Consider the following 14,474-nt stretch of genomic DNA (forward strand, 5'->3'; position numbering starts at 1 on the left):
GCGACCGGCGTTGGTGCACTCTCGCCGTCGACAATCGGCGTAAAGGCCGACAGAAGCATGACGAAGGCGAGGCAGCAAGGGAGAGGATTGCGCGTCAGGGTTTGTTCCCCCGAGTTCGCCGATCAAGCCGAAGGGCCGCGAAGAAGACGATCGGGAGCAACATGGGCAATGAAGCTTCTGGCACGGCGCGCTTGGCACCGTTGACGTAATCAGACTCCACAACGAGGGCGTCGACGTAAGCGATGGAGCCCCGGCCGGCAGGGCCGTTCGGATCGACGGCGATGACGACATTGTGCCTTCCAGCCGTGGACTTCCAGTTGAGGCGGACATCCTGGGTCTTGCCAGATTGCATTTCACCAATCAGCTCACGGGCGCTGAGGACACCATCAACGTAGAATTCAACCGGGACTTCTTTTGAAGCTAAGGCACTCGGATTGCTAATGGTCACGATGTAGGTCACCAATTGTCCTTCCGCCCATTGCGAAGTGTGGGTGGGTTTGTGCACGCGGGCGATCTCCAAGAGGGGCCGTCGAAGGTCAATCGAGAGCGGGACCGAACTTGCGATTTTGGCGTTCGCCGCCAGGATCCCGGCGTTCACCAAGGCGGCGCGCATCGAAAAGAGGCCATTGGGGCCCTCTGGCGCAGCGGCGATTGTCAGGCGTAAGTCACGGTGGTCTCCATCCATCAGTACGATAGACGGGGAGTCAAACGTCGCGATGGCTTGATCCGGGAGGCCTACAACGATCGGCTGGACGACGGTCGGCACATTGCCTTGATAGCCCACTGTGAGCACGGCGACGAGATCACTGCCATAAGTCTTGGTCGATTCCACGGCAACATTGATGTCGCCCCATGCCTCCACTTGCATTGTGCAGTTTGCTTCCGATAGGATTCGCCCGCCAAGAGTTGCGACGAGGGACACCTCAAGGAGTCCCGGCGCGGTCGATGGCGCCAATCTGATGTTTAGCCCGCCTTGATGAATCCCACCCGGCGGAATCACTGGCAGAGTCGTTCGGCCCAAGGCGACGCCATCCTTATTGATGGAGACCGAGGGCGAGATAGGGATGTTCCCCGTATTGGCCACGTCGAAGGCGAACGGAAGACTGGCTGGCTGTCCGGTCCCCATGCAAGGAAACAGCTCGGCCGAGGGCGTTTCCGCGACATCGACGAGAATGGTGCGTCGCGTCTCCTTCCCGTCCGACCCAAGGGCTCCTATGGTGATGAGACGGGTGCCGGCAAGGTCTCGCTGTGTCGGAGCAAGCGTGAGCTCAAGTGACCTTCTTTCGCCGCTCCCGATTGCCACATCCTTTGGATCGATAACCGCGAACGGACCCTGTGGGCTCAGAGCGTTCAAGGTGACGACAAGAGGGTACGGCCCGCTATTAATGAGCTCCAGCGCCACCACCTTGGTTTCCCCGGGATTGGCCAGGATTCGACCGCCTGAAACGTTGATCATCAGTTCCGGAGGAAGAACTGGAAGGTCGAGCGTATGCTCGTTATTCGCCGTTTGGATTTCAAGGTCCTTCGTGAAAACCAGTACGCGATAGCGTGGACTGCTTTCCGACGCGAAGTGGTTCACTCGGATCGGGTAGGCATCGCCAGGTCTCAGAAGCGGCACCGCCTCCTCTTTCAAGACCGAGCCTCCAGCAAGGATCCTGACAACCACGTCGTGAGCGTCCGAGAAGCCCCGGTTGGCGACCGAAGCGGAGATTCGTATGAGTTGGCCTGGGACGGCTTCATGGATTGGGACCCCGTCGGGGTTAGTTATCTCTATGTCCTTGGAATCCACAACGAGATCCGGCCGAATCAACGGTACAACCCGGACGCGAACCGTGAAGTCGTCGTTCGTCCTGTCGTAATCGATGTTCAGTCGATCTGGATCCACGATGGCGCGGAAGAAGAAAATGCTCCGCTTGCCCAGCGGAGGGGCCCATGCCGCGCTAACTACGGTGGATTGTTCCGAACTGGGGAAAGGTTCTAGGGAATCCACGATTTCGTCATGTTCCCAAATTGCCGATCCGGATGGCTCCAAGATTGACAAGCGCACCAGGGTCGCGCGACTCCGCTCTCTGCCCTGATTCGTAAGAATAACGCTGAATTCGTGGGGAATCGCTTCCTCTAGATCAGATTCTTCCGAACGCGCCGCCTTCCCATCAACAACGACTGCCGCTACCAGGTCGGCCCGTGGCTTAGGGTGGAACGCGAAACGGGCAGAAGCTGTGGTCGCGACGTATTCTGTATTCGCGTCGCCGACGCTGATTCCGGCCACCACACCCTGGTCGGACGCGCCCCTGGCCGGGGGGGCTTGCGCAATCAGGGTGAACACCGACGATTCCCCAGGGTCCAATGTTGTATGCGCAGGGTCTATCGAAAACCAGCCGATCTGTCCGGGGGTTGCCGACGGTACATGCGTCGAAACTCTCGATTCGACAGAACGAGGAGCCAAGCCGCTATTCGTCACCAGGAAACGGTACGCCTTTTGCGCGCTGTCTTCCAGCCCCCATTCCTGGTCGTGTGGAACGAGACGCAGCGCCCCACCTTCCACAGCTACTCCGTCCAGTCGCCAACCTTGTCCGGTGGCGTTAGTTACCTCGAACTGGATGACCGCGTTCTTGGAGCCGAGACAACCAAGCGTTGTGTCTTCTGGCAGCGGCATACGCACCTGCTCCCACTCCGTGGAACGCCCCGCCATTTGGGCGTCACCCTTTTCCGGCTGAAGGCGAGTATCGTTACAAAACACGCGTATCTCACCCGATGAGTCAAAGAGAGGCTTGTGCCAGAATGTCAACTCCGGATCTGGACCTGGGACTCTAAGATCAATTGGCGAGCTGACTAAGGAGCCGTTGACGCGCCCCAGGCTTGAGCCGTTCCCATAGAACGCCGCGTCGTCGTACCCGAAGATGACACTACCGTTCCCGAACGGAGCGCCTTCGATCGCGGTTCTAAACTGCCACGGTTCGGAACCCGACGGAATCCAGCGGTCCAAAGTACCGTCGAACCCACTTGTTAGAGCGATATCACTCGTTGCGACTCGGTAGGAAAGGTTCTCTGAGAGAGTAATGTAGCTCGATTTAGACGTGGTCGCCGTTACGGTGATGCCCAACGTGTAGTTGCCGACCCAAGGAAGGGCTACCGGCTGGAGCGTCAATGCCGCCCGTTCTCCCGGATTCAGAGGGATTGGTCCCGTCTCAAGCGTCTTCCCCTCCAACGCGTCCCCGTTGTCGACATGCGTCCATCGCCCGGTGAGCCTCAACCCATTCAGGCTGATGTTCCCCAGGTTTTGGATCGTGGCGACGACCGTAACGTTCCCGGGACTTTCCAGATACACGGGATTGAGCGCGACCCTCTCGAACCCCAGAGCCGCCGTGTCATTGACCTCCATGGTCCAGGAAATTCGGGCGCGGCCGGGGACATCGTCAATCACCGGAGCGTAGGTTGCCCCGGACGGTCGGTAGTCCGCATCGAGTACTTCCAAGACGATCCTGTGTTGGGATTCGACCTGGCCGGCCTTCACTAAGAACGCGAAGGGCTGGACCGAACCCTCTTCTCCTGCAGGCTCGAGTTTGTCGATGACCACCACTCGATCGTAGCCCGGGGCGATGCCTTCGGGCCGCCCGTCAGGGACGCTGACGCTCGGAAAAGCGGCCCCAATCGTCCTCAAGCCCACTGCAACGTCTCTCCGGGTCGAGCTACCGAAGTTTTTGACGAATCCTCGGAGAATTGAAAGGGCACCTTCACCGACGGTCGAGGGCTGGCTTCCATCATCCAAATAGATGCCGATGCTTCTGTTGTAGCTTCTGCCACTCACCTCAAACTGATCGAATCCTAGGGAACCATGGAGGACACTCGCATCTGTTCCCACGCGCACCCTGAATCGGGCATCGTTGGTGCTTAGGACATTTCCAACCACGGCAATCGAACCAAGCGTCCACCCATGATTCATCCCACCAAAACCATTCTCATTGGATGTGGCGAATGCGTGAAATCCGAAGCGCACGGTCTCGCCCAGGTAATCACTCAGATCGAATTCACTCGTCCTGAAATCGGGGCCGCTCTCCCCCGTGAAAGCGTAGGAAACAGTTATCTCGTAGGGCCGATAGAACGCGGCGGCGTCGCTGAGGTCACTTTTGCTTCGATAGCGCTGGTAATAATAGCGCGGAAAGTGATCAAAACTATCACCGCAATCGGCGAACGTCTTGTCGTACGGAGATCCCTCGTGGTCCGCGTCGACATTCACCCTCTCGGTGCGTTCATGATCCGGTCCGCCAGCATCGGCAAAAAGCTGCTTCCACGCGTCCCACTGGCCCGTGGTTCTATTGAATCTGGAAACCTCGACGGCACCGCCCTCGTACACCCTGCCTTCCCATCGGAGAGAGCCGTAATCAAGCGCACTGCTCGGATCGTCCTCAAAGGAAAAATTATGCAGGTGTTTCAGGAGGAGACTCGCTTTCACGCCCCCGAGATTCGCGAGGTCGACGGCCGGGGTAATGAGTCGCGTGTCCATGTTGGGTCTCGATTGGACGTGCCACATCGGGGACGACGTTCCGTCTGGCCCGATGGACCGGACCACGCTCCAATCCCCCGGGCGCGCCGGAATGGACGAAACGCGCTGCCACTCGCCGCCTTCGATGCGCCATGCCTCCGAATCGCCGTCATCGTCACCGGTCAACCGCGCCACGAGGTCTAGAGTTCCATTCACGAAGCGCGTGGCCCGAAGGTCGATGTCCTCGATGCCCCACCCCATTGCGCCGACCGTGACCTCCTTGGAATCGTATTCGAAAGAGATGGTTGTCGGCTCGTTGAGGCTAAGACCTCTGAGAACGGCCCCGACCCTGTTCCAGGGGCCGAGGCTCTCAATCAACCGCACGTCCCTTGCCGTAGCGTACACGATGGGCGCGGGGGCTTCCTCGGGCCACTGAGTGACCTGCAAACCGTAGGTGGCGCCTATTCCTATCCATGAGGAACCCGCATTGCCCGGGCGCCAATCTATCCAAGAAAGTTCAATCGCATCATTCTCGGTTACACCAACTTGTGAGAACGGGACGAAATCACGGGTAAGTTTTCGCGTCAATCCCGTGGACCCAGCGTTTGCCATGCCGCTCCACCAGAAGGTCCCGTTTTGCGCTTTCACACCCTCAGTCAAGTTCTGAAATTCCCAACGGGAAGGGTCATCCGCGCCTTCTTCTGCAGCATATACGCCCATTCCGACGCTTTTCATGAAGCCGAGCACGCTGGGAGCTTGCAGAACGGTGAACTCGGCGGCCTGCGTGAGTTGAGGCAAGGCACCTAGGCTGAAGGACTTGGACACCCACCCGTCGAGGCTTCCTGTCTCCTCTCGGGAGTCCCCCGACAAACCGAAGGTCGGATGAGCGGGGGATGTCGAGGCAGCGAGTGGATTACTATTTACGATGCCGGTCGGGTATTGAATCACCCGCCCGCGGGTATCGAGCGGGGGAACGGGGAGCCACGAGCTGCCATTGTCGACGGACACCTCTAGGAGGGCCCCATCATAACCTGACTCGAGGGCGTAGCGAGCGACCATGTTGACGGTGGCGCTCTGTGCGCTTGAGAGAGGGACGGTAGGGCTTTCCACCCACGCATCGGTGTACGGAGCGATTGCGCCCGTTGTTCGGTTGTAGAAAAGGACGCCTTGGTTGCTCAAGAACCCGGGGCCGGGACCCCACAGGTCTTCTGGGCTCGACTTCCATCGAGAGGCCGCTTCGAAATCATCGTATGCCAAGCTCTCCTCCGCCAAGAAGAAACTTCTGTGCGCGACGGTCTCGATAGTCTGGTTGGTCGCATGGTTCATGAATTCCATTGCGAGTGTGAGAACGTAAAGACCAGCGGACGCCGGCACGAAGTAGTCGTCCATGGGCTTCTTCTCAGGGTTCGTTTCCATGCCGGCGAAAGGCGACCCCCGTGGGTCGACGTCCAATGCCCGTGCAAGGGTCCAGCTGCGCTCTTCGACGAGTGAGCGATTCCCGGCGTCCAGGCGCTCAATTATGCGGCGGACGACCGCATTCTCGAGCGGAACGTTGCCGCTGTTGAACAGCATCGAGTCCACGTAGCGCGCGATCCCGGCGCGTGCGCTCTGTGGTGAAGCAGCCGCTGTTACGTTTGCCGCCCTGACGGAGACGGCCGATAGAGATCCGTCAGAACCCAAGGTGAGTTCATCGTTGAAGAAATTTTCGTCGTCGACGTGACCGGACGCCGGCTCCACCCGTGCCGTGATCTCATAACGCCGTCCCTCGATTGGCGGGACTTCCCACGGTACGAAAAACGACTTCACCTCTCCCGCCGATAGCAGACCTGCCCGTTCCACGACTTCCTGGATAACCGCACCATTTAGCTCCTGTACGACGAGCCGCACTTGGAAGTCCTCTTGAAACCGCCCTACGTTTCGGACCGTCACGTTCAATGGAACGGTCGTCGCGGGTCCGACGCCTAGTGTTCGCCAGTCGTACGGCGTGTCCAGGGATACCCCCGAAACCTCCGCGTCGACGCCGAAGACCTTGACTGGTGCCACGCGCACATCGCCGAGCGTCCACAGGGAGGACATCGGATTCCCAATGCCTGGGCGCGTCGTTGGCGATACGTGAAAGGCCAACCGGATGTCCCGTCCGGAGAGATTGATCCCGTCGATTGCTTGGCGCTCCGGCGTCAGAACGAAGGCAGGTACGCTCGTCGCGGGCCAAGGATCATAACGTCTCCAGGTGAGGGACGGAATTTCGTCGCGGTAAGCCATGTTCTTGACATACCCGCCATCGGCGCAGACTGTCCCGGAAGACGTCTCGGGGCAAGGACCTGGGTGATAAAACCCGTCTCCGTGGGTCCACGAACTCAGTCCGGGACTCCTCTCTCTACATGTGTCGTCTCGTTCAAGAGGCCCGGAGTAGCCCTCGGCTCTACTCCCGCAACCAGGCAGGTTCCAGTAGGTCGTGTCCGGAACGAGTCGATAGAAACGAGACCAATTCCCATCCTCGCGTGCATATTGGAGCTCGACAAAACCCATTTTCAGAATCTCGTAGGAGGGCGAGGAGGGCCCATCCAGCGGATAGGCCGGAAATAGATAGTTATGCGCGAATGTCAACACGGGATCCTCGGTGGTGCCCACGTGAATGATGGGCGAAACCAGCCTTTCGGACGGGCCCATGCCCGCCGGATCATCGTACTTCCAGAGGGCGGGATTGCCATCGACGAGCATACCCGTAGCAACGTCCGAGCCGTTCCGCCATATGCCTGCTCCGCGTTCATCCAGGGCACGGCTCTTAGACCATGGTCGCCAGCAATTCCTTAGGATGGGGTTGTTGCTGTCCGGTTGGGGAGGGTCCCACGGGCATTGCGAGGGGACTGCTGGCCCCACCACGGCGGTGGGCGAACCCGGCAAGTAAAGCTCCTCTCCCGTGATGCGAATCAAATCGATGCGCTGCGACTCCTCCCCATTCAAGGGAATGCCGGTGAGAATCAGAGAATCGAGGAAGAACTGACCGCCACTAGGCAGAACCATGACATCCAGCTCCAAACCATCCACCGCCCAGATGTCAAGATAACCGTCTCTCGGGTCGGGCTCAACGGGAATGACTTGTGTGACCCATGAACTGTTGGTTTCGATCGCCATGCGAGTGTTGCCTTGGGGGAGATGGACCTTCCATACTTCGATACGTTCCTTACTTGTCGGTTCGAGCGCGACCGGCCGAGCGTATGCAATCACGATGTCGACCGGCATTCCGCGAGACTGGTGCCTTATCGAAAGGCGGAGGTCTGTAAATTTCGCGTTCCCAACAGCAGCCGCAGCCGGCGTCGGAAGGGCGCGGAGCGTTACCGTGTTCTCGGTATCGGACGATCCGAGGGCCACCCACATCCCCTCATCATCCATTGGTATCGGCTTGTCCGCGAGTTGAGCCTCCCATCCCAGCTCTGCGACAGTTCCGCGGTTCAAGAAAATCGGAGGGGGCGACGCGTGGACGAAATACGAAGCGTCCCTGAGGACCACCCCACCCCCTTCCATCGCGAAACGCGCTCGGATTGTGTGGTTGCCCCGGGCTGCCGAAGTACCGGCAATCGTGCGCGCTTGCACCCCCCCCGGTTCCAACACCACCTCCGCGTCGAGTTGCGCGATGACGACCCCGGTACTCGCATTCGGCTGCGCCTCATCCGGCAGTCGTTCAACGACATGCAGGTCCCCCTTAAGGACCTCGTTTCCCGTGTTCATCAAAAGAACCTGGACCGGGGACGGTTCGCCGTAGTCAATGATCGTCTTCGACGGAACAACGTCCAATCTCGCGTCCTTGACGACACTAATCGAGTAGGTCCGCTTCGCCTCATTGTCGGGCGTGGGATCTGGCAGCCTTTGCCCGGCAGGGCCCGGATTCCAGGCAGTGGCTCGTACTTGGATTTCATTTCCTTCATTGGTGGGGATGGGCAAGGTGATGCCCGTCGTCCACACTTCGCCTGGCAACAGGTATTTGGAAAACGCCCGAACGATGGATCCTCCCGGGACTCCCACGCCCTCCAGGGTCATCGTGAGATTCGCAATACCGGCGTTGCTCGCCGCGTTGATAGTAATTGCGGAAAAAGTGGCGTTTGTTCCCGGGGCCACCCTGGCGAAAGGCTCGCGCCAGTCCATCCGATAACGTGGCCCGTCGATGTCATAGACTTTCAGGTTCTTGCCGAAAGCGGGCGCGGAGACGTGGAGAGAATCGATCAACCAACCGAACGGGCCTCCGTCGGGGAACCGTTGCTTTCCAAAGTAATCGGGGTCGTCGGCTGCCATTTTCCCAGCGGTCGTCTCGAATCCTATCCATATCCTGCGCCCGGACCAACGCGTAAGGTCGAAAGCTACATCGTGCCAAGGTTTGGTACCGCGCAATGTCTCGCCGGAAGGCGTTCCGTCATCGTCTGCTAAGAAATCGTCGCCCGCCAGCGGAGTCAACACGGTCCGCTTAGCGCCAGCCAGGGCGGGATCGGTAGTAAATAGTACGACACGGCCTTCATCCGAAGTGGCGCCGAAGTTGTATCGCTGCCTGACTGTTAGAAGAATCTGTTTTGGTTGGAATCGGCCGCCGAAGCTTGGTAGTCCTGCACACATCGCGTTAATGGCGGACGACAGGGCCGGCCCGGCAGGGTTCGGCACTTGACCGCCGACCTGCGGTGGTAGCGTGATTGGTGCGCCAGCCGTCGCACTCCCCTGGCCACACGCCCCGCGAAGAGTTTCGTCTGGCTCGGTTCCAGGGTCGTCCTGGACAACGTAGTACTCGCTTAGTTGCAGGAGCCATGCAGACAGATCGAGCACCGGGGATACGAGGAACGCGGATCCTGAAGTGTATGCATGGGTTGTCACGTTGGTCATCGCATACGCAGCTGTTGAGCCGCCCTTTGCGTCCGAGACGGCTTCAACATGCCATTCGCCAGATAAAACTCGCCATTCCCCAATCCCACCAGTCCGCGTCCCTTCATCGAAATGGTCTTCGAACACGCGTGATGGGACCACAGGCAACCATTCGTTTGGCGTCACACCAGTCGCATTAAGCGCTTTCGTGAGTTCCTCGGCCGTTTCATTCCGTCGCCTGAATATCTCGCGCAGGAGGTGGTCCGTGGTAGGGTTCGGAGACTGCTCCATCACGGTCTCTTCCGTGGAGTCGGAGGTATCCTTCGCGACCCTTTCGACGCTCGTGGGTTCCGTCGTCTGCCCATCGGATTCGCCTATGAACGGGAAAATCGATGGTCCTGTCAGTAGGAAGAGGAGAAGCCAAGGGCGGAACCGACTCCTAAGTGGGACGTATCGGCGCTTCTTAAGGGCCACAAGCTTTCAGTTCACTTCATTCGCTAAATCGTCATTGGAGGAAAAATAGAATTAGTCGGGGCGCCAGCTTCAAGGGAATGGAAAAGATGTATTGTTCGGTCCCAGGTTTGGATCAAGCGCAATGTTGGAGTGACGAAGAGGCTACATGGTCCGGTCCAAACGACGAGGGGCACGCGCGAGAACCATTCGACCATGGAGCGCAACAAGGAGTCGATCTCCTTCAACATCACACGGAAAGTATCAAGAGAGGGTGAGGGGTCGGCCGCAGCAGGTAGGGGGGCGAAAACCTGCTGCGGCCTGCGACCGGCCATCCGCCAATTCCTTAAGGAGGCCATTCGACGCATGGGAAGCGTGGTTCATGTTCGTATTGGAGGATATTTGGTCGCGCCTGTGGCAGTACCGACCGTCAGGATTGAGTCCAACTGGGCCGGGCCGGAATCAGAGCCTGTTGCAATTGTGGAAGGCGGTGGCCCACAAGTCGAGGAGCCAAATGGCGCACGGCGATCGGATGCATGGAGACGATGTCGCCACGTGAAAGGCGACGCCGTATGTCACCCCATTTCATACACACGTTAAAGACCTTTCCGACCTTGGGTATTCTTGATAGCCTCATTAACGCCAGCGTTGGGCCGGGAGAGACTCCCGGCCTCACCTCCTCCTTAGGCCGTTTTGCCGAGGTTCTTGCGATTTTTGGCGTTTCTAGCCGTACTGGAGACACGCCGGACGATGTACGTCACGCTCCCGGCGCGTCACTGGTTCTCCTTCGCAGCCGAAACGGTCTCCGCCCATCGCGCTACAATTCGTGCGAGCTCCCGTTGGAAAGTGTCCAACCCCGCGGGTTTTGCGAACATCTCGTCCTCCCCGGAAAACTCCGGCGCTTCGGGAAAGACCGCCTTGGCCAGGGACGTGAATACCGCGACTCGTACTTCCTCGTGCGCGTGTCGCGCTCGGACGTGGCGCATCAACTCCAATCCCGTCATCTCGGGCATGACGAAATCCGTGATCACGAGCACGTTTCGCCCCTGCTTCACGAGCTCGTCGAGCCTTGAAAGCGCTTCGGGGCCGGAACTTGCCTCGGTAAGGAGGAACTTCCGATCTGGATTCAAGCGCCCTAAGAGGACCTTCGCCAGAAGCCTATGATCATCATTGTCGTCGACGACTAGGACGCATGGAGAAGCCGTCACACAACGTGGTCTCCATTCATCTCGTGGCGTAACGGCAATCTGATCGTGAACGTCGTTCCGATCCCTTCTTGGCTGGTAACGGAGATCGACCCTCCAAGACCCTCAACAAGGCGCTTGGTGATGCTCAAACCAAGACCGCTCCCGCCGTGGTTGCGTTTCTTCAAGCGGCGGTTGGCGAAGGGTTGAAACAGCGCGCCCTCCAGTTCCTTGGACATGCCGGCCCCGTTGTCTTGGACGCGAAGAACCAGGTCATCATCATTTCTGTCCCACCAGATGAGGACGCTCGCCCCGTCTTTGGCTGGCATGTACGTGATGGCGTTATGTGCGATGTTCGTGATGGCGTGTCGAAGCCTGTCCACGTCGGTCTCGATTTCCAAGGGTGGACCTGCCGTCAAGAGCTCGACTCCCCGGGATTTGGCGAGTACTCGTAGCTCCGCGAAGACAGCCTCTGCCACATGAGTAACGTCCGCGATGCGATACGTGGGTTCCTGCTGCTCCACGCGGGCAAACTCCATGAGCTCGACGATGAGTTTCTGGAGACTCTCGTTGGCGCGATTGGCCCGCGACAAGTACTCGCGGAGTTCGCCTTGTCCCGGATTCTTTTTCGCCACCTCCTCCTCCGCCAACTGCACGAAGCCCGTGATCGTGATTATGGAGCTCTTGATGTCATGCGAGACGGTGTAGAAGAAAAGTTCCATCTCCTGTTGTTTGCGCTGGAGGGCCGTGGTCCGCTCGGCGACCATCGTCTCCAGATTCCGTTGAAGCGTCATCAATTCGGCGCGTTCTTCGGCCAACGACGCAGCCATGGCGTTGAAATCCGTCGCAAGTTCCCGTAGTTCCAACGCGCCGCGCGGGCGAGCCCTCGCGTCAAGCCTGCCGCTTGCCATCTTGCGCGCGGCGGTGCGCACTTCGGCCAGTGGCCGCGTTATGAGCCCCGTCGCGATCACGCCGAGGATCGCCGCCGTTCCCACGAGACCGGCAGAGGTCAGCGCAGCGTTCCACACGAGTTGTCCTTGGAGCGCCGTCATTCGACTCTTGGGGCTAAGCGTGACGACGACAAACGGAAGCGCATCGGAGCGGGCCCCCGTCGCAAGAACGTCCCCCGAGACCCCATCCCAACTCGATTCAACTACGGCGTCGTGGTCGGATTCGAGAGTCCGCCACGCGTCCAAACCCGCAAGGGAATCCTGCCCCTGGTCTGGAAGCGTGCTTGCGACGATGCCGCCTCCAAGATCCGTGAGGATGGCTTCGCCTCGTTGCGCGATGTTTTCGATGAGGATCTTGTCCAAGCTTCCCGTGCTGAGAATGCCTACGACGCTCATGGGGCGTTCGGTAGGCGAAGCGGGGACCGGGACCACCCAATAAGGTGGGCCCAAACGGGGATCTATCGAGAGGATTGGCTTGTTTGAATCCACGCTCAGGCGTAATGTCGGATCGGTTTCAAACGAGGCGAAAGGGGTGCCGTCGCCGGCGGGCCTTGACACCAGCACCTTTCCTCCCCAGTCCACCAGCAATACGCGTTGGAAGTCTGAGGAATGCGCAACCAACGGGTCAAAGATGGTTTGGATTGCCCTCGTGTCGACCGCGGGTTCGAGGTCCGCCGCGTTTATCGTGCCGGCCGTGGAGGCCAAGGACCGTTGCCTGGACTCGAAGAATCCCGAGACGCCGTTCAGCGTATTGGACCCAGATGCCCGCTGCTCTTCTATTATAGAGTCGCGGATGCGAGAATTAGTCTGCTGCAGCCCGAATCCAGTGGAGACGCCCGCCACCACCACGACCGCCGCAATGAAGATCACAGTAATTTGCCAGCGGAGGTTCCACCTCATCGATTTCTCCTGAGTCCACGAACAAGCGTAATGCCCACGAGACCGGCCAGCACGGTCTCCCAGACGAGCGGCGCCGGGACGGGCGCGAAGTTGGGCCCATCGGCAACCGTCGAAGAGCGAGACTTCACGTAGATGAGGACGCTTGGCGTGTTGGTGTTGCTGAGTCCAGCGGCGTCGCGCACCTGGAGAGATGCGGTATAGGTCCCTGGCTGTTTGAATACGGCCACTGACGTCGCGTCGGTTCCCCAAGGGGTCGCGTTTCCGTTTCCGAAACTGAAACTGTAACCCGTGATCTGACGGCCTTGGGGGGAGTATGAATTGCGACCGTCGAGGGTCACGTTTTCTCCTGCTAGGACGACATCTGAGCTGGCCCGAAGAATCGCGATTGGGGGGGTCGGAACGCCGGCGATGGCCAAGTCAAGTCTCGCCGGCACTCCGCAATCGACCGCACTGCACGAGCGGACCCAAAGGGAAAACGGCCCCGTCGGGAGGTTGCTCGCGTCCAAACGAAGCGTCCAACGCTCCTGCCCCGTGGCGGTGGCATTATCGTCCCAATCGAAGCGGGTCTTGCTCGTTTGGACCTTATTGATCGGCGTCCCGTCCTTCGATTCGGCGGTGCCGTTTATGATGACGTTTCCACGGACCACTGAACCGCTTGGCGGCCACGCGATGACGACCTTGGGGAGCTGTTCCGGGGGAAGAGTCAGCCACGGGTCAATGGCCATTGCGCCGTCGGCTTGCGGCGGCGTCGTCGAAGGCTCGACCGCGTTTCCCCACCAATTGTACCGCGCCTCAAGGGGGCAGTCGCCGGGGGCGTTGACGACCCTCAGATTCTCGATGTCGTTGAAGGCAAGCGTGTTGGAGCAGGCATCTCGCTCGAAATATGCGATGTCAATGGTGGACCGGCCCGAAAATCTGTTGAACTCTACGGTCCCGTTGTTGCTGTCGGTAACACGTATGGACGTGCCGCGAGTTTCGAACGTGTTTCCAACAATCTCGAAGGCAGGACCAACTTGGTGCATAAAGATAGCTGCCACAACCTCTGGATAGATGTTTGTCCTAGTCGAGCTGAGAGGCTTGACCGCATCCAGGTTCGCGTATGGACTCGCACCGAGCATGCCAATCAGTTCGAAGGTGTTGCCGCTTATGCGGGGCTCAACGGCCACCAGTTCGAGGCCGCGAGTAAAGGAGCTAGAGACTCTTGAACCCGACATCTGAAACAATGGGTAGACCTGAGCCGTAATCCCGATCGCTCTGAGCGCGACTGACCGGTGTTCGCCATCGAACGTCGAGTTTTCTATGAGGACGTTTGTATCAATGGCCTCGAAGAGGGGAGCTTGGACAGTTTCGTCGCCCGACGCCAGTGAAAGGGGGCCCGATGTTGTTTTCAAATTCCCCGCCCATAAGCTCGTGACGCGGAGACCATTGAATTTGTTCACCGGTTGCGCGGTAGTCTTCAAGATAGAGCCCTTTTCCAAATGAAGCCCGATCCCGGCTGCCTCCACCGTCACGTCCTCGAACGAGACATTAGGCGCGCTGGAAAGAAAAACTCCGGCTGATGGGCGACTCGGTGAGGCAAGCGTGTCACCTGGGAGGGCCGCGGCGCCATTGCGGACGGTCACCTGTCGCACGAGCAGATGTTTCGTGACGTTGCAGATAGCC

General features: G+C 59.2%; 4 protein-coding genes. All 4 read right to left on the reverse strand.

Annotated features, from left to right (window positions below):
- Positions 1-94: 94 nt before the first annotated feature.
- Positions 95-8,773 (reverse strand): hypothetical protein, encoded by an 8,679-nt coding sequence (locus HY556_10550; protein ID MBI4394212.1) that lies wholly within the window; start codon positions 8,771-8,773, stop codon positions 95-97.
- A 1,778-nt stretch (positions 8,774-10,551) separates the two neighbouring features.
- A complete protein-coding gene (locus tag HY556_10555) occupies positions 10,552-10,986 on the reverse strand; it encodes a response regulator (GenBank protein ID MBI4394213.1) in 435 nt (144 codons plus the stop codon).
- Complete coding sequence (locus HY556_10560; protein ID MBI4394214.1) at positions 10,983-12,812, reverse strand: sensor histidine kinase; 1,830 nt, start codon at positions 12,810-12,812, stop codon at positions 10,983-10,985. Before HY556_10560 ends, HY556_10555 begins: the two co-directional genes overlap by 4 nt.
- Entirely contained in the window at positions 12,809-13,834 is a 1,026-nt protein-coding gene (locus tag HY556_10565; GenBank protein ID MBI4394215.1) for a PKD domain-containing protein, read from the reverse strand. Before HY556_10565 ends, HY556_10560 begins: the two co-directional genes overlap by 4 nt.
- Positions 13,835-14,474 lie beyond the last annotated feature (640 nt).

It is taken from the genome of Euryarchaeota archaeon (assembly GCA_016207515.1).
Classification (GTDB): Archaea; Thermoplasmatota; SW-10-69-26; order JACQPN01; family JACQPN01; genus JACQPN01.